Here is a 16,107-nt window from a genome sequence, read left to right as displayed (position 1 = left end):
AAAAAAACTTAGCTTCTTAGAACCTTAGTATCTTAGCCACTTTTAAAAAAAACAAACCCCTCAAGCAATTCAACTCTTGAGGGGTTTTTAGCAAAGATTTGGGGTTCTTAGATGCTCACTTAATAGTATCTCAGAATCTCAGAATCTTCGTTTAAAATAAATAATAACCAATTAAATCTATTTTATTTTTTGTCTAAATTCTGTTTCAGCATTTTAGCATGTTCTAAATGTGCTGTTAAACCAGCAATATTATTTGAAGCCCATAGTTTCACATCTTCATCTGTGGCATCTTTAGAAGCTTTTTGAAGTTTATCAATTGCTTTTTCGTGACCGTCTATCATCATGTCGGCAAATTTTTTGTCAAAATCCACACCCGATTTTTCGCTCAGTTTATTGTATTCATCCTGACCTTCTTCTGTTAAAGAAGTTGGCAATGTAAAATTTTTGGTTTTTGCCAAAGCACTAACTTCAGAAGCCGATTTAGTATGTTCATCAACAAGCATTTTCCCGAATTTTTTCACCTCAGGATTAGTACTTTTTTGTTGTGCCAATTTTCCAATTTCTATTTCAGCTAAATTAATTTCAGCCTGATCCACTAAAAACTCCGAATCATCTTCTTTGCTGTCAATTGAGTCAAATTTGGCCTCATTAGCATCTTCTGCAACTTCTTTCGGATCTTCTTGTTTCGTTTCATTTTTGCAAGAATTCAAGAATATAATGATAAGTCCTGCTCCTAAAATTACTTTTCCGGCTAATAGTATCTTTTTCATGATTTTAATTGTTTGAATGTTATGATGTAAAATTATTCACGAAGCAGCAGAAATGCCTTACAGGATTTTTAGAGATTGTTATATGATTTGGATATGATACAATTATTGTAAGTTATTTTGTAATAGAAATAGTTTTATATTAGCTGATAAAATTTCATTTAAAAACAATTTCATTAATTACTATTTATTAAGAATGCCAAAAACATTTCAATTTTTTTTTCTGTCAACTGTATTTTTGTTTGTGAGTTGCAACAAAAAAATTAGTGATATAGAATTTGAAAAAAATGTGATGACAGAAATTTTTCCAGATTTGATTGATTCACTTTGTATTGATTATAGAACATTCCCTAGTAAACCTCCTATTTATGGGGAAGTTATTTATGATAAAGTAGGCAATTATGTAAGTATTGATTCAACAAAAGGTACTGAAAAACAAAAACAAGAAATACTAGATTGGGAGCGTAATCAGGACTCCATCGATAAAGCAATTGAGAAAGATACTTCAAAATTAATTGTAGCATTCAACCCTAAAATAGAGAAAAGCAGTAAAGATTTAAAAGAATATTTAGGAGAGCATTTTAAAGGCGTTAAAATTCTAAATCCCAAAATAGAAGGTGATTCAACTTATACGATAGATTATAAAAATATCCCGCTTAAAGGTAAATTTGAAATAAGAAACATTTCGGAGTTTCCAAAAGACAGATACGAATTTTGGAGAAAGAAATATGATTTTATTTTTGCAGGCGCAGTTTATTTTACAAGAATCCAATTTGATAAAGAGCGAAAATATGGTGTTTTAGACGGAGGTTTTTCTTGTGGAAGACATTGTGGAATTGGCGTGAGGATTTACATCAAAAAAATAAATGACAAATGGATAATTGATAAAATTGATAATACTTCGGTGTCATGAATGTACTTAAAAAAATTACAGGTTTGTTTTTGCTTCTTATAGGAGGTCTATTGTTATTTGTGTCGTATGGAACTTTGTTCACAGCAATAAAAAATTTTATAAAAGCATCGACAAATAAAGAATTATGGTATTTAATAATCTTTGCAGTAATAGTTGTTTTTCTCACTATAGGAACAATTTATATAATGAGGTTTGGTTTGAAGTTACTAAAACCGAAAGCTTTGCCAGAAGACTCTATCGAGGATATCGGAAAGATTTAATTCAAATATTTACTAAATGAAACAAAAAATTACTTTACTATTTCTTCTCGCAACAACTTTTCTTTCTGCCCAAATAAGCTACACAGGATTTATCGATAAGTATCCAATAGAATTTGTGACCTATCTTTATTCTGATGGCGTGGGAACAGCAATTTATGCTTATTCTAATTTTGACACTCCAATTGTATTAAGCGCCAAACTTGCCGGAAAGACTTTGGTCTTCACCGAAAAAGATAAAACGAATAAAGAAACTGCAAAATTGACTTTTCAGAATTATAACGAAAAAAGTCAGCATTTAAATGGAATATGGAAAGATTTAAATTCAGGAAAAGAGCTCAAAATTACTTTATCTAAAGAATTTGTGATCGATTATGGCGATAATGTTGAATGGACAGATAGAGAAATTCTGCAACCGGAATCTTTTAAGGACAAATATTTCAAGTTGATTGTGTCGAAAGAAAAAGGTCGTTTTTATGCCCAAGTTACTGGTGTAAAAATCATTGAGAAAAAGACGGATAAACTGATTCAGAAAATAGATTTAGAATGTCAGCTTTGGGGATTGAATAACATAAGTATTGGCGATTATAATTTTGACGGAATTCCTGATTTCTCTGTTTTTGAAAGCAGTTATGCCGGACCAAATACATCAAGTTTATATATCCTTTACAATCCAAAAACAAAAAAATATTTTCAGAGCAGTTTCAGCGGAACTTCTTTAGATTTTGATTCGAAAGCCAAAAGAATTTATGAGCATAATCAATGTTGTGCCGGAAGTAGTCACATGAATGCTGAATATAAAGTGGTCAATAATAAAATGGTTTTAATAAAGAAAACTTGCCTGGAATTAGATGAAAAAACTGGTGATTTGGTGGAAAGCAAATGTGATTAAATGTTTAAGATAAATTCAATTTTAAATGAAAACAATTAAGGTAATTTCAGTAGTACTATTTTTAGGAATGTTTTTTCTTTACTTAAATTTCTTTTCGTCATTTGTTATGCCCTGGCAAAAAGAAGATGCGATTAATGCCGCATTAAGCTGGGGACAATTAAATGAAATTCCTAAAGATGCTGCTATTTTTCATCTAGAAAAAAGAGGAAGTATGTTTACAAGACAATTTATTATTGAATTCACAAGTTCTGAAGATTCAATTAAAAACTGGATTTTAAAAAGTAGAGGTTTTAGAAATGTTAAGCCTGAAATAAAAAATGGAATTAAAACGTATGAAATTCATCCAAGAGATAGTGATGCTTTGGGAGGGAAAGTTGAAATAGAAGGAAATAGAGTTTTAATAAATATGAGCTGGAGCTAATTAATTTAATGATGAAAAAAAATTTCCTTTTTATATTGTTTCTTTTAAATCTTAGTGTTTCTGCGCAAGGATATTCATATTATCCAAGATTTACGGGTTTATTTTTAAACGACCCTGATGAATCTCTATTTAGTCCGGAGCTTAATTATTTTAGAGAAGAATTAAAAGTTGTTAGCAATACTCTTTTTGTAGGAGATGTACAAATATCTACTAGTAGATCTAGTGGTTTTTATGCTTTTAAAGTTATACCAAGTTCTGTGCGTGAGTATAATTTTTTAAATTCGGGAGTGTTTTTAAGATTCAACATGAGTTTAAGAGAGAAATCTGCTTCTTTTCCTGTTACTTTTGAGGAGCTTGTAGATAGAGATAATGAAGAAGGAAGTGGCAGAATAGAGATTGGCACACAAGGAGTTTCTTTGGGTTTTGATCAAAAAATAATTAAAATACTAAATCCCGCATCTATTAAAAATAAAGCAGATTTTACAGTTACCAAAATTGAATATAAAATCAAAAAGACAAATCTGGAAATTGAATTTAAAGGTTATTTTGGTACTGATATAATTATTAAAGGAAAGAAAATTAAAAAAGATGAAATTTCTCTGTTGACATTAAATGCAGATAAAACAGGATTTGATATTTCTTATGAAACTCAGATAAAAAAGGAAAAATTATTTAGTTTTAAAAAAGTTAAATAATCTCACTTTTAAATTAAAAAATCCCAATTCCAAAAGAATTGGGATTTTTTTTGCTCTGAACTTTATGACTTTCCAACTTTCGATTTTATGACTTACAACTAACTCAAATTATGAAAGTTAAATCAAAAATTATATAACAGAAAAATCCTGCTTTTCGATGAACTTTGGAATACCATACATCTTAAATCATTAACCTAAATTTTAAAATCATGCCTAATCCAAGAATTAAAAATGAAAAGCAGTATCAGGCTTTAGTAGAAAAAGGATACAGCAAAGAGAAATCGGCTAGGATTGCCAATACGCCAGATGCTGGAGTAAAAGGCGGAAAAGCAAAACCGTATGAAGAATGGACAAAAGAGGAATTGCTGAAACAAGCAATCAGAGTTGGAATAAAAGGACGTTCCTACATGAACAAAAAAGCGCTTATTAATTCTTTACGAAACAATTAAAATTTAAACCATGCCAGTAAAAATCGCTCAGCAAAAACTTATGAATCAATTAATCAGGTCGCCACATTTGGTACTTGAAAAATTGGATTTGGTTTATGTCAGCAATCAAAAACTGCCAATTGAGCGATTGCAGGAAAAGGATGGGTTTGTTTATAAAAAGAACGGACGATATATTAAACAGAAAAGCGAATTAAAGCGTTTCAGTAGTTTGGTTTTACCGCCGGCTTGGGAAAATGTAAGGATTTCAGATTTAGCAAACGGACATTTACAGGCTGTTGGTTTAGACGTAAAAAACAGAAAGCAATATCGCTATCATCCAAAATGGAATCAAATCCGAAATCAGACCAAGTTTTATAAAATAGCCGAATTTGGACAAAAACTGCCTGCAATAAGAAAACAAGTCGATCAGGATTTAGAAGAGAAAGAATGGTCTAAAAACAAGGTTATAGCGCTCGTAATTCGGTTAATGGAAGGAACGCATATTAGAATTGGAAATGAAAAATATGCCAAAGACAATAAATCATACGGACTTTCGACCTTGCGTAAACGCCATATCAACATCAATAAAAATTCCCTCCGGTTTGAATTTATTGGAAAAAAAGGAAAACAACATACCATTACAACCCGAAACAAACAATTAATAAAGTTGGTGAGTCGCTGTGAGGAAATTCCAGGTTGGGAGGTTTTCAAATATTATGATAATAATGGAGAACGAAAAGTTTTGGACAGTCATATGGTTAATGAATATCTACACCAAATTTCAGGTGAATATTTCAGTGCCAAAGATTTTAGAACCTGGGCTGCATCGATATTATTCTTTGAAAATTTAATGGAAATCGGAATTTCATCTGACGAAAAAGAAATTAAAAAAAACATTTTAACTGCCTATGATGCCACTGCCGAAGCACTCGGAAACACTAGGAATGTTTGTAAAAACTATTACGTTCATCCGTTATTGGTTTCCACTTATGAAGATGGTTCGATTCAGCAGTATTTTGATCAGGTCAAAAAAAGCAGGAGTACAAAAAAGTACTTTTCAAGATCAGAATCTGCTTTTGCAGAATTGATTACAAAGTATCAGGTAAGTTTGGTTTAATCAGCAATTTATCGCGATATAAATAAAATATTTTGAGTCAATGCATCTCTTTAAAAAGCATGAAATTTGAGTAACAAACAAAATCGTTATTAACTAAAAATCAATTATTATGTTACGTTGGACAGTCATATTTATTATTTTGGCAATAGTTGCCGGAATATTTGGTTTTGGTGGCATTGCCGCTGGAGCCGCTAGTATAGCAAAAATTTTATTTTTTATATTCTTAGTATTATTTATCATTTCGCTAATCAGCGGAAGAAGAAGTGTTTAGTACTGATAATCTCAGTGAATTAGATTAAATTATAACGGCACATATATTTCGGTAAATGTGTCGTTTTTCCTTAAAAAAAGAAAATATCATGGGAACAAAAAGTGGTGCTTATCAGGATGTCTACGTAAAAAGAGAAGACGAAATGGTAAGCTTGAAAAATGATGTAACAGATTTTTGTGAAAAATATATCAAACCTGTACATCCTCAAAACTGGGACTGGTCGGTTCGTGATTTCGAAAACCCTAAAAACGACCCTACAAATGCCGAAGCACGAGCGATTGCAAATGTAGTTTACAAAGATTTAATGGATAATAAGCATACTGAAGTTGATTTATCAACAATGAATAATGTCGAGGCAATCAAGGCCTATTTAAATCCGAAAAGTAAACATGCCGAATTTAATATGGAAGAATTCGCATATGCCTTAAAGGTCGAATTAGAGCACGGAAAAATTAAAGATGTAAATGTGACGAACAATCATCCGTTTCTAACGGCGATGATTGCACTTGCGCATATGACCGAAAGTCTAACCTATTACAAGCGTCTGCAAGTAATGGAGGCCGAAGGTGAGATTTATGAAATTATGCGAAAAATTGAAAACGCATCAACAGGAAAAGAAGAATGGTACAAAGAATTAGGCAAAGCCGAACTCGAATTAACCGAAGCCAGAGCCGGCTTAACAGAGCGTCTTCAAAAAATGGATGATATTCCAACGCTGGAAAAAATAGGCGATTAATACTAAAATTAAACATCTGATTTACTCAATAAAAAACATAAATAAAAAAGCCGTTAAGAATATCTAATCTTAACGGCTTTTCTTTTTAAAAGTATAAACTTTATCTTCTTAAATCGTCATCTGAGTACGCGTCATCATCTTCTTGAACGTCGTCCTCAACATAAGTAGTATCATCATCGTTATCATCGTCTTCGTCATTAAAATCGTCGTCATCTTCATCTAAATCTTCCAAGTCGTCTTCGGTTTCATTAAAATCATTTTCAAAAGTGTCGGCGGGGTTATCAAATTCATCGTTTTCTTCTTCTTCGTCAAGATCTTCGTCTATATACTCATCGTCGTTTTCTAAGTCAATTTCGTAGACATCATCGTTATTGTCTTCTAAATCGCGATCGGTATGAAAATCATCATCTAGATCATCCAAATCATCATCGCTGTAATTATTAGCGTTTTCATCAGGATTTGGCTTATCAGGATTATGTCCGTTTCTTACCGTATAACCACGATTTGCAGTTTCTTCAATACTGTTATCGGTATCTTTTTGATCATTAAAATCATATAACTCTTCATTCATGACCGTATTTCGATTTGCGGCGTTAGGATTTCTATTAAGAATGCTGTTGTTTTTATTTATAGTATTCATGATATCTGATTTTATAATTTCTATAAAACAAATCTACTTCGAAATGCAAGAGAATTCTTTATAGAATTGTTTTGTGTAATTGTATAATTATCAGATGTGTAGAATAGAATTTAATTAAAGAATGCTATAACCCTGCTGGAATTTCGAATGGTAATTTTATCATCTATTAATCATAAAAACAATTACCATGAAAACGACGGATAAGAAAAAAGAAGCTCCGGCTAAGCAAGAAGTGAAAAGAGGCGTTACAAAACCAAAATCAAATGCAGCTGCGGGTTTGACAGAATTATTTGAAGATGGACTGAAAGATGTTTATTGGGCTGAGAAAGCTTTAACGAAAGCACTTCCAGTAATGGCAAGAAACGCAACATCAGAAGAATTGATTTCTGCTATCAATAATCATTTGGTTGAGACAGAAGAACATGTTACTCGTCTAGAAAAAGTTTTTGAACTAATTGGCAAAAAAGCAACTGCTAAAAAATGTGATGCAATGGAAGGTTTGATTGAAGAAGGAAAAGGAATTTTGGAAGAAACTGAAATCGGCGTTGTCAGAGATGCCGGAATTATTGCCGCAAGCCAGAAAATCGAACATTATGAAATTGCGACTTACGGAACTTTGAGACAGTTTGCCGAAACGCTTGGTTTAGAAGAAGCCGCATCTTTATTAGAATTAACGCTCGATGAAGAAAAAGGAGCCGACAAATTATTAACAGAAGTTGCGGTAAATGCTGTAAATCTTGAAGCTGCCGAAGCGGATTAAGATTATAAAGTCAAAATCTAAAAGTGCAGTGTAAGCTGCACTTTTTTAATAATTTAAAAAGAGAAATCATGCCTGAAGGTCCATCAATATTAATATTAAAAGAAGAAGTACAACAGTTTACAGGCCAAAAAGTTATTGAAGTTTCAGGAAACAGCAGCATTGATATTCAGCGTTTAAAAAATAAAAAAATAGTGTCGTTTAAAACCTGGGGAAAACATTTTTTAATCTGTTTTAATGATTTTACTGTAAAAATTCATTTGTTGATGTTTGGTACTTACAGGGTCAACGAACAGAAAGAAACGAAGCCGAGATTGCATTTACAATTTGCCAATGGCGAAATCAATTTTTATACCTGTTCGATTAAAATTCTGGAAGGCGATATAAATCAGTATTATGTTTGGAGCGAAGATGTATTGAATGAAAACTGGAATCCGAAGAAAGCAAAAGAAAGCCTGGATAAAATTCCGGAAGTTATGATTTGCGATGCAGTTTTGGATCAGAATATATTTTCGGGAGTAGGGAATATCATTAAAAATGAAGTTTTGTACCGATGTTTTGTTCATCCTGAATCATTGGTAGGGAAAATTCCATCAGAAAAAATTACTGAAATTATCTCGGAATGCTCTGTTTATAGTTTCGAATTTTTGTATTGGAAGAAGAAATTTGAATTAAAGAAACATTGGCTTGCTTATACTAAAAGTACCTGCTTGCGCTGTAATTTACCGATCGTCAGAAAGAAAACAGGAAAATGGAATCGCAGAAGTTTTTTCTGTACTAATTGTCAACAACTTCATATATGAAAAATGATATTTTAATAGGATGTTCAAGCTATAATAATCGATTTTGGAAAGGCGTTTTTTACCCTGAAAATTTGCCTTCATCAAAATGGTTTGATTTTTATTGCCAACATTTTAATACGTACGAATTCAACGGAAGTTTTTATAAATTTCCAACTTTAAGAATTTTTGGAAATTGGTACAATAAAACACCAAAAGACTTCTTGTTTTCTGTAAAAGCGCCAAAAGAAATCACGCACATCAGGAAGTTTATAGATTGTGAAGATTTATTAAAAGATTTTTATTTGTGCTGCGCAGATGGCTTTAAAGAAAAGTTGGCTTGTGTTTTATTTCAGTTTCCGCCAAGTTATTCTTTTACTTCTGAGCGATTGCTCCATATTATTCAGAATTTGGATTTAAATTTCAAAAATGTAATTGAATTTCGTCATGAAAGCTGGTGGAATCAGGAAGTTTGGGATCTATTTTTAGAAAAAAATGTTACGTTTTGCAGTGTCAGCCATCCAAAACTGCCAGAAACCATTTTTACAGATTTCCCTCTCATTTATATTCGGTTTCACGGTGTTCCTAAAATGTTTTATTCTAGTTATTCCTTCGATGAATTATTTCGTATAAAAAGAGAAATTGTCCTAAAATCCGGGTTTGTGTATTTTAACAATACGGCAAGTGATGCAGGAATTTTAGATGCTTTAGAGATGAAACGCATTATGATTTAACTGCATTATGATTTAACCGCAAAGGACGCAAAGATTTACGCAATCCCCATAATTATCGGAAGCAAAGTATAACTTTCTTTGCGTGCTTAGCGGTTAAATTTAAATTTACTGCAATTGCAAATTTCCTTCAATTCCGTCATCCATGGTTTTTCCGGTTACTAGTGCTGCAGTCATTTTAGCAATCGCTACCATTTTGCCATGTTTGTTATTCCAATAATAACCATCTTCAGGAACTACTTTTATAGCACTTAAATTTGGATCATCAATACCGCCAGGCATCCAGACTTTTACAATTGGATCATATAAATCTTTGATAATTTCTCTTTCATAAGAAATAGTAGCTGATCCGTGCAGCGTCAGGAATTTGTCGTGTGGTTCAGAGAAAAATATTTCTACAGTTGGATTCAATGTAATTTCAGCATTCTGGCTGCTGTTTCGATCGGATAAGAACCAGAGATTACCTAAATCATCAACTTTTTGAACAGACATTGGTCTTGATTGAAGACGATCGCTGTTGTACGTACAGAACATACAGGTTTTAATATTCTCTGCCAAGTCTTTTATTTTGTTTACCGCTAATTCCTCGGTAAGGTTTTTATGATCTCCCATGACTTTTATGTTTAATGTTGTTGTAAATGTTTGATAGTATTAGTTTTAAACAAAGTTGGGATTTTTGAATCTGAAAAAATTATAGAATTGCCTTTTAAAATTATCAGATTTCAATTTCTCAGTTTTTGTCAGAATATAGCACCTTATCACTTCATATAATTTTTTTTTCTATCTTTACGAAACAGTTTTAACCCATTCTACATGAACGATTTGTTAATTTTCTACACAGATGATGATGAAGACGATTTAAGCATTTTTGCTGATGCCGTTGACTCATTAGCAAAAGATGTCATTTTGCAGACTTACTCGGGTGGAGAAAAGTTACTGAATGCAATCGCGCATTCACCTCCAAAACCCAATGTCATTTTTTTAGACCTGAATATGCCAGGCAAAAATGGCTTTGATGTTTTAACAGAACTCAAAGGATCTGAAGAAAACAATGATATACCGGTTATCATTTTTTCAACTTCAAATGAACCAGGTATTATTGAAAAATGCCTCGCTTTAGGAGCGAATTTTTTTATTACAAAACCGGTTTTGATGAAAGATATCATTAAGGCTATCGAACATGCTTTAACCATCAATTGGAAAGAATTTACTCCAGACCGAAAAACTTTTGTTTACAGATTATAATCTCAGCACACATTACAAAAGAAACACCAGATTTATTTACTAAAATGAATCTGGTGTTTTTTTTATAACTCAGGCAAAAAGATTTCAAAAGTTGCTCCTTTGTCTTTTTCACTGTGGGCTTTAATAATTCCTTTGTGGTTTTCGACAATTTTTTTTACAATCGCCAATCCAATTCCGGTTCCTAAAAATTCACTTTCAGTATTCAGTCTTTGAAAAACTTCAAAAATACGTTCTTTGTATTCGTCATCAAACCCAATTCCATTATCGGAGATTCGTAGGCAGAAATACATTTTATCCGGATAGTCGACTTTAAAATTTAATTTGTCACCCATAACTCTTTTCGCTTTAACCTGAATATGAGGCGGGATATCTTTGCGGGAAAATTTCAAAGCATTCCCAATTAAGTTATGTAGCAATTGTCTGAATTGAAAAGGCATTACAGTTCCTTCGCCAATTGGATAAAGATCAATAACGGCATTTTTTTCTTCGATACGATCCGAAAAGTCCATTAGAACTTCTTCTGCAATTTCATCTAGATTTGTTTTTACAAAAGTCCGGTCAGCCGAATTTGTTCTGGAATAGGTAAGAAGATCTTGTATTAACGCCTGCATTCTTTTGGCCGAAAATTCAATACGTTCTAAATAAGTTTTGGCTCTAGCCGAAATATTCTGTTCGTCCAAATCGGTTAATCGGCTGGCAAAAGTCTGGATTTTTCGAAGAGGTTCCTGCAAATCGTGGCTTGAAATATAGGCAAAAGACTGAAGTTCAATATTCATGTTAATTAGATCTCTGTTTTTGCTTTCTAATTCTTCTGTACGCTGTAAAACCTGTTTTTCTAAAAGAGTAGTAGAATCTTTTTGTTCCTGGATGTCAGTACTTGTTCCTACCCACATTTGGATTTTTCCATCGGCATCTTTTTGCGGAATGGCATGACTGGCGTACCATCTGTATTTTCCATCATGACGCTGAAATCTATGTTCGAGTAAAAATTCATTGCCCGTTTTTATGGATTCCATCCAACGGTTGATATTTTCTTCGCGATCGTCAGGATGAATAATTTGGAGCCATCCGTTTTGGTTGATATTGATTTTTGAAAGACCAGAAAAATTATAAAGCGACTGATTAAAATAGTTCATATTTCCCATCGCATCACTTGTCCATACAAATTGCTGAATAGAGTCGGCGAGGAGTCTGAATTTTTCCTGACTTTTCATTAAAACTTCCTGACTGTTTTTCTCATCTGTAACGTCCATCACAATTCCGAGCATTTTTGCAGGATTTTTTAGTTCATCAAAAAACATTTTGCCATGAACGCGAATCCACGCAATTGAATTATCGGGTTTGATAATTCGGGCTTCATATTTATAAATAGTTGTTTTTAATGCTTTTGCATATGCTTTTTCGATTACAGGAATATCTTCTGGAATAATTTGATTTAAAATCTGTGAACGCGCAATTTTTTTGTTTTTTTCAAGTCCGAAAAGAGATAATAAATTTTCAGAATAAATTAATTCCTGTGTGGGAACATTCAAATCCCAAGTTACGATTTCGGCAATTTCTGAAGCTAATCGAACCCGTTCTTCTGCATCTTCTACTTTTTTTCGGGTTTCTACTTTATCTGTAACATTATTGACATTAATCATTACACCCGAAATTTCACCATTTGGTTCATAAAGAGGCGTGTACTGATAATCCAGATAAAATTTTTCTAATTTGCCTTTAATATCAATATAAGCAACAGATTCATTTTCGCGAACAATTTTTCCATCATTCAATACATCATTCAACAGTTTGGGATATTTTTGATCTAATAATTCCGGAAAAACTTCTAAGGCGGGCTTGCCAATTGTCTCACTTTCTTTTTTCTGCCAAATATCATTTAGCATTGTAGTATTTGCCAATTCGATAATATGCTCTTTTCCTTTAAAAATCGTCATAGCAATTGGCGACTGCATCACTAAATTCCTGAAAGCTTTTTCTTGTTCTGCTAAAAGATATTTAGCTTTTACAGATTCTGTTACTTCATAACCAACAACAATAACGCCAGAAACTTCATTATTTTCTTCTCTCAAAGGGTGAAAAACGATATTAAAATAGCATTCTTCTTTTCGGCCATATCGATTTATAATGACGGGCAATTCATCTGTAAAAAAAGGAATTCCTTCTTCATAAACTTTAGAAATAAGCGGATAAACAGTATCTTTAGTTTCAGGAACCGATTCAAAAACGGGTTTATTGAGCGTTTCTTCTTCTGTTTTATCGACAATTTGATAATAGGTGTCATTTGCTAATTCGACAATATGATAAGGACCTTTAAGAATTGCAATTCCTAATGGTACTTGACGTACGATATTTTTAAATTGCTTTTCGCTTTCTTCAATTGCATTGCGCGCAATAACTTGAAGTGTGACATCATTTGCAATTGCCACAATTCCAGAAATAGTGCCGTCAGGCTCTTTAAAGGCTTCATAAACAACATTAATAAAAGTATTTACAACTTTGCCATTTCGGGTTAATTTTACCGGAAGTTCATTTGCAGTAAAACGTTCGCCCGTTGTAAAAACATTCAGCAAAATATCTTCTATACCTTGTCCAGCAGCTTCTGGCAATGATTCAAAAATGGGTTTATTAAGAACTTCTTGTTCTTTACGGTTCCAAATTTCAAGCATTAACTGGTTGGCAATTTCAACGACGAAATCTTTTCCCCTCAAAATACACATTGCATTTGGTGACTGTAGTATATTATCACGATAGCGTTTATTGCTTTCTTCAAGTCTTTTGAGGATATTTACTTTATCAGTTGTCTCGGTGCATACAACTAAAACTCCTGTAATTTTGCCATTGTCATTGATTACGGGGCTATAACTAAAGGTCCAGTAAACATCTTCTAAACTCCCATTTCTGTAAATAGGAACCAATTGATCTTCATGCCAGGTAGCTTCTCCATTTTCCAGAACCTGAGTTATTAACGGACCAATGAAATCCCAAATTTCTGGCCAATATTCGGCTCCTTTTTGTCCCAAAATATCAGGATGTTTTCCTTCGTTGCCGAGACTCGGACGATAAGCATCATTGTAAAAGCATATATGTTCTGGTCCCCAGAATAAAAACATGGGAAATTTTGAATTCAGGAGAATTCCTAAAGTTGTTCGAAGACTTTGTGGCCAGGTTTCGACTGCACCAACAGCGGTTTTACTCCAATCTTTGGCACGGGTGAGGGCCCCCATTTCGCCTCCTTTTGAAAGAAAATCGTAATTTGAATTGTTCATTAAAATTTGTTTTTGCGCTGAGTTGAAAAAATAAATTTTATGTAATAAATGTAGTACTTTTTGCTTTATAAGTACCTAGAAATTAAAAGTAATAAAAAATTTCAGGACTGAAAAAGCACTTTTTTGAATGAGCTAATTTTAAAATCGTTTGAGTTAATTTTATTTATAAGGTATGATGAAATTTGATAAACCAAGATTACAGAAATTGTAATTCAAATTTAAAATCATGAAAAAAGAGCAAAAACACGAAACCGATTATATTCAGAAATATCAGGATGAAGGCTATACCACAAATTTTTTATTTGACAACGGCTCTCTGATCGATACTGATTCAAAATATGCTTATCAGCCCGATGAAATTTATATTGTCGCGCATCATAGATATGAAGGTATGAGCAATCCTGACGACATGTCGATATTGTATGTAATCGAAACAAAGGATCATATAAAAGGAACACATTTATTAGGATACGGCCCTACGGCTGACTTAGATGAAGCGGAGTTTTTTAAAGATATTCCTAAAAAGAATTATTCAAAAAACGCCGATATCAGTGAACTTACATAAGATAAAATAAATAGGTATTTTTATTTTGCTGAGGAGCAGTTGTTCCAGATTTATTCTGGGGCAGCTGTTTTTTTTAATGCAGATAATCAAGGTATTAAAGTTTTCTAGTCTTTTAGAATATATTGTAAGTAGACATTTGAAGTTATAGTGTTCTTCTGGAGTATCTGAATTAAGTAATGCGAATTTGTAAATATTTTGTATTAGTTTAAAAATCGAAGCAGTTCTTTATGTATGTTTGGTTTACTATTTTTTAATTGCCTTTTCTAATAACTAATGAAACAAACATTTTATCTCGCATCCTTTTTAATTTGCATAGCACAATTTTTTTTAAGTAGTTGTTTTAACAATTCTAAGGAAAAAATAATAAGTCAAAACAAAACAGAACAGCTTATCTGGAGTCAAAAATGGTTTCCCGATAATGCTGCACGATTAAAAGGAGCTGTTATTATTGATGATAAAGGTACTTTAATTGCAGTTGGACAGAATTTCACAACTACTGATTCCATCGATCACCCAACGACTATAGCTAAAATTTCTTCTGATGGAATCATGCTTCAGAATAAACCGATAGGAAAAACGGGGCTTTATAAAGGAAAGTACAAAAAGAATAGACCCTACAACGATTATGAAGATAGACTGATAGAAATATTAAAAACTAATGATCAGCGTATTCTGCTATTTGGATATAAGACTTTTCCAGGTTTTACCAAAAAGTTATGGATGTTAGAGATAGATAGTAACTTAAATATTTTAAAAGATACAGTTTATATGAATCTCGGTGTAAGTAATATTGCAAAGATGAAGGCTTTTAATACTTCAAAAGGTTGGTATGTTATTGCAGGAAATTATTTTAAAGAAAAGGGATTTTCGAGATATAGAATACCAATTTATGAATTTACAAAAGATAATGCTTGTGCAAATACAAATTCCTATGTGACGGCTCCAACTAAAGAAGGTTTATTACAGATGCAATCCATTAATAGCGTTGCAGAGTATAAAGATGTTCTGATTTTATGTGGTAGAGCGGCAGTAAGCGGCGAGAAAGTCCATGATGACGATCTAAAACCGAAAGGGTATATTTTTCAATATGACAGAAATAGCAAACAGGGTAAAGTTTTGCTTCAATGTGAAGAAAATATGTATCCAATGTACATAAAGGCAAATGACGGGCAGTATTGTGTTCTATATACTTTCTATGACAAAAAAGATCAAAACAATACGAGAGTTTATAATATAATGGTGTGTTATGATTCTAAATTTAAAGAATTATGGCGTGACAAACAATTTGTTGGTAAAGGTGTTGCTCCTAGTTATATTACTTTTTCTAACGAAAATTGGCATGCTTACGGCTCTTGCTTTAAATCTAATTTTATGAATTTTTATGAGCTCGTTTATGATAAGAAAGGAAAACTGTTAAATACAAAATATTCTGAGAATTCTTTTGAAGCTGACGTAGTTGGCGAAATTTTTTCTAATGAGCAGATTTTTCGAATGTATACGGATAATGGCTGGAGAATAGATAAATTAGGATTTATAAACTAACTATTAATTAAAAGTATATAGTTAAGTGTATTTATAAACGTTGATTTTATTTGTCTTTAAAACCTTTGTCCCTTACAAAATA

19 protein-coding genes are annotated in these 16,107 nt (G+C 32.3%); 15 read left to right on the top strand and 4 right to left on the bottom strand.

The genetic code is table 11. The features are described from left to right. Nucleotides 1–182: 182 nt before the first annotated feature. Nucleotides 183–770 carry a DUF4142 domain-containing protein gene (locus tag FN795_RS02460; protein ID WP_142449217.1) on the bottom strand — a complete coding sequence of 196 codons (588 nt, stop codon included), beginning with the start codon at nucleotides 768–770 and terminating at the stop codon, nucleotides 183–185. 289 nt (nucleotides 771–1,059) lie between these two features. On the opposite strand from FN795_RS02460, the gene FN795_RS02455 reads away from it, so the two are divergent. From FN795_RS02455 to FN795_RS02415, 9 genes are all read left to right on the top strand, one after another. Beyond that, a complete protein-coding gene (locus tag FN795_RS02455) occupies nucleotides 1,060–1,680 on the top strand; it encodes a hypothetical protein (protein ID WP_142449216.1) in 621 nt (206 codons plus the stop codon). Continuing rightward, complete coding sequence (locus FN795_RS02450; RefSeq protein WP_142449215.1) at nucleotides 1,677–1,940, top strand: phage holin family protein; 264 nt, start codon at nucleotides 1,677–1,679, stop codon at nucleotides 1,938–1,940. Before FN795_RS02455 ends, FN795_RS02450 begins: the two co-directional genes overlap by 4 nt. 16 nt (nucleotides 1,941–1,956) lie before the next feature. Beyond that, nucleotides 1,957–2,829 carry an XAC2610-related protein gene (locus FN795_RS02445; RefSeq protein WP_142449214.1) on the top strand — a complete coding sequence of 291 codons (873 nt, stop codon included), beginning with the start codon at nucleotides 1,957–1,959 and terminating at the stop codon, nucleotides 2,827–2,829. Between the two features lie 25 nt (nucleotides 2,830–2,854). After that, nucleotides 2,855–3,250: a hypothetical protein gene (locus FN795_RS02440; RefSeq protein ID WP_142449213.1), complete on the top strand. Its 396-nt coding sequence runs from the start codon at nucleotides 2,855–2,857 to the stop codon at nucleotides 3,248–3,250. Nucleotides 3,251–3,258: 8 nt separating this feature from the next. After that, complete coding sequence (locus FN795_RS02435; RefSeq protein WP_142449212.1) at nucleotides 3,259–3,945, top strand: hypothetical protein; 687 nt, start codon at nucleotides 3,259–3,261, stop codon at nucleotides 3,943–3,945. 209 nt (nucleotides 3,946–4,154) lie between these two features. After that, nucleotides 4,155–4,394 (top strand): DUF7218 family protein, encoded by a 240-nt coding sequence (locus FN795_RS02430; RefSeq protein WP_142449211.1) that lies wholly within the window; start codon nucleotides 4,155–4,157, stop codon nucleotides 4,392–4,394. 10 nt (nucleotides 4,395–4,404) lie between these two features. Then, complete coding sequence (locus tag FN795_RS02425) at nucleotides 4,405–5,490, top strand: DNA topoisomerase IB (RefSeq protein ID WP_142449210.1); 1,086 nt, start codon at nucleotides 4,405–4,407, stop codon at nucleotides 5,488–5,490. 109 nt (nucleotides 5,491–5,599) lie between these two features. Further along, on the top strand, nucleotides 5,600–5,761 hold the full coding sequence (locus FN795_RS02420; protein WP_073481941.1) for a DUF1328 domain-containing protein: 162 nt from the start codon (nucleotides 5,600–5,602) through the stop codon (nucleotides 5,759–5,761). An 88-nt stretch (nucleotides 5,762–5,849) separates the two neighbouring features. Then, complete coding sequence (locus FN795_RS02415) at nucleotides 5,850–6,497, top strand: DUF5661 family protein (protein ID WP_142449209.1); 648 nt, start codon at nucleotides 5,850–5,852, stop codon at nucleotides 6,495–6,497. A 100-nt stretch (nucleotides 6,498–6,597) separates the two neighbouring features. Here the strand turns inward: FN795_RS02415 and FN795_RS21395 are convergent, their stop codons facing one another. Continuing rightward, nucleotides 6,598–7,137, bottom strand: coding sequence for a hypothetical protein (locus tag FN795_RS21395; RefSeq protein ID WP_154275345.1), 540 nt, complete (start codon nucleotides 7,135–7,137; stop codon nucleotides 6,598–6,600). Nucleotides 7,138–7,324: 187 nt separating this feature from the next. Between FN795_RS21395 and FN795_RS02405 the strand changes: the two genes are divergently transcribed. The 3 genes from FN795_RS02405 (at nucleotide 7,325) to FN795_RS02395 (ending at nucleotide 9,407) form a co-directional block, all read left to right on the top strand. After that, nucleotides 7,325–7,897 (top strand): YciE/YciF ferroxidase family protein, encoded by a 573-nt coding sequence (locus FN795_RS02405; protein WP_142449208.1) that lies wholly within the window; start codon nucleotides 7,325–7,327, stop codon nucleotides 7,895–7,897. A gap of 68 nt (nucleotides 7,898–7,965) precedes the next feature. Then, nucleotides 7,966–8,697, top strand: coding sequence for a DNA-formamidopyrimidine glycosylase family protein (locus FN795_RS02400; RefSeq protein ID WP_142449207.1), 732 nt, complete (start codon nucleotides 7,966–7,968; stop codon nucleotides 8,695–8,697). Then, entirely contained in the window at nucleotides 8,694–9,407 is a 714-nt protein-coding gene (locus tag FN795_RS02395) for a DUF72 domain-containing protein (RefSeq protein WP_142449206.1), read from the top strand. The genes FN795_RS02400 and FN795_RS02395 overlap by 4 nt, the downstream gene beginning before the upstream one ends. A gap of 105 nt (nucleotides 9,408–9,512) precedes the next feature. Here the strand turns inward: FN795_RS02395 and FN795_RS02390 are convergent, their stop codons facing one another. Then, a complete protein-coding gene (locus FN795_RS02390; protein ID WP_142449205.1) occupies nucleotides 9,513–10,016 on the bottom strand; it encodes a pyridoxamine 5'-phosphate oxidase family protein in 504 nt (167 codons plus the stop codon). Between the two features lie 201 nt (nucleotides 10,017–10,217). Between FN795_RS02390 and FN795_RS02385 the strand changes: the two genes are divergently transcribed. After that, nucleotides 10,218–10,649: a response regulator gene (locus FN795_RS02385; RefSeq protein ID WP_142449204.1), complete on the top strand. Its 432-nt coding sequence runs from the start codon at nucleotides 10,218–10,220 to the stop codon at nucleotides 10,647–10,649. A gap of 62 nt (nucleotides 10,650–10,711) precedes the next feature. Here FN795_RS02385 and FN795_RS02380 read toward each other — a convergent pair whose 3' ends face one another. Further along, nucleotides 10,712–13,918, bottom strand: a complete 3,207-nt coding sequence (locus tag FN795_RS02380; protein WP_142449203.1) for a PAS domain S-box protein — start codon at nucleotides 13,916–13,918, stop codon at nucleotides 10,712–10,714. 226 nt (nucleotides 13,919–14,144) lie between these two features. Between FN795_RS02380 and FN795_RS02375 the strand changes: the two genes are divergently transcribed. Both FN795_RS02375 and FN795_RS02370 read left to right on the top strand, forming a co-directional pair. Then, the gene (locus FN795_RS02375) at nucleotides 14,145–14,483 is read left to right on the top strand and encodes a hypothetical protein (protein WP_142449202.1); all 339 of its coding nucleotides are present in this window, start codon (nucleotides 14,145–14,147) and stop codon (nucleotides 14,481–14,483) included. Nucleotides 14,484–14,756: 273 nt separating this feature from the next. Continuing rightward, complete coding sequence (locus FN795_RS02370) at nucleotides 14,757–16,025, top strand: hypothetical protein (protein ID WP_142449201.1); 1,269 nt, start codon at nucleotides 14,757–14,759, stop codon at nucleotides 16,023–16,025. Nucleotides 16,026–16,107 lie beyond the last annotated feature (82 nt).

This window comes from Flavobacterium resistens, from assembly GCF_900182645.1.
GTDB classification, from domain to species: domain Bacteria; phylum Bacteroidota; class Bacteroidia; order Flavobacteriales; family Flavobacteriaceae; genus Flavobacterium; species Flavobacterium resistens.
This window is presented reverse-complemented; position numbering and strand designations above follow the sequence as displayed.

Coding starts and splice junctions, on each gene's coding strand:
- FN795_RS02395 (WP_142449206.1), top strand. CDS start 8,694: ATGAAAAATGATATTTTAATAGGATGTTCAAGCTATAATAATCGATTT.
- FN795_RS02425 (WP_142449210.1), top strand. CDS start 4,405: ATGCCAGTAAAAATCGCTCAGCAAAAACTTATGAATCAATTAATCAGG.
- FN795_RS02435 (WP_142449212.1), top strand. CDS start 3,259: ATGATGAAAAAAAATTTCCTTTTTATATTGTTTCTTTTAAATCTTAGT.
- FN795_RS21395 (WP_154275345.1), bottom strand. CDS start 7,137: ATGAATACTATAAATAAAAACAACAGCATTCTTAATAGAAATCCTAAC.
- FN795_RS02450 (WP_142449215.1), top strand. CDS start 1,677: ATGAATGTACTTAAAAAAATTACAGGTTTGTTTTTGCTTCTTATAGGA.
- FN795_RS02455 (WP_142449216.1), top strand. CDS start 1,060: ATGACAGAAATTTTTCCAGATTTGATTGATTCACTTTGTATTGATTAT.
- FN795_RS02445 (WP_142449214.1), top strand. CDS start 1,957: ATGAAACAAAAAATTACTTTACTATTTCTTCTCGCAACAACTTTTCTT.
- FN795_RS02440 (WP_142449213.1), top strand. CDS start 2,855: ATGAAAACAATTAAGGTAATTTCAGTAGTACTATTTTTAGGAATGTTT.
- FN795_RS02380 (WP_142449203.1), bottom strand. CDS start 13,918: ATGAACAATTCAAATTACGATTTTCTTTCAAAAGGAGGCGAAATGGGG.
- FN795_RS02420 (WP_073481941.1), top strand. CDS start 5,600: ATGTTACGTTGGACAGTCATATTTATTATTTTGGCAATAGTTGCCGGA.
- FN795_RS02415 (WP_142449209.1), top strand. CDS start 5,850: ATGGGAACAAAAAGTGGTGCTTATCAGGATGTCTACGTAAAAAGAGAA.
- FN795_RS02460 (WP_142449217.1), bottom strand. CDS start 770: ATGAAAAAGATACTATTAGCCGGAAAAGTAATTTTAGGAGCAGGACTT.
- FN795_RS02375 (WP_142449202.1), top strand. CDS start 14,145: ATGAAAAAAGAGCAAAAACACGAAACCGATTATATTCAGAAATATCAG.
- FN795_RS02390 (WP_142449205.1), bottom strand. CDS start 10,016: ATGGGAGATCATAAAAACCTTACCGAGGAATTAGCGGTAAACAAAATA.
- FN795_RS02370 (WP_142449201.1), top strand. CDS start 14,757: ATGAAACAAACATTTTATCTCGCATCCTTTTTAATTTGCATAGCACAA.
- FN795_RS02405 (WP_142449208.1), top strand. CDS start 7,325: ATGAAAACGACGGATAAGAAAAAAGAAGCTCCGGCTAAGCAAGAAGTG.
- FN795_RS02400 (WP_142449207.1), top strand. CDS start 7,966: ATGCCTGAAGGTCCATCAATATTAATATTAAAAGAAGAAGTACAACAG.
- FN795_RS02430 (WP_142449211.1), top strand. CDS start 4,155: ATGCCTAATCCAAGAATTAAAAATGAAAAGCAGTATCAGGCTTTAGTA.
- FN795_RS02385 (WP_142449204.1), top strand. CDS start 10,218: ATGAACGATTTGTTAATTTTCTACACAGATGATGATGAAGACGATTTA.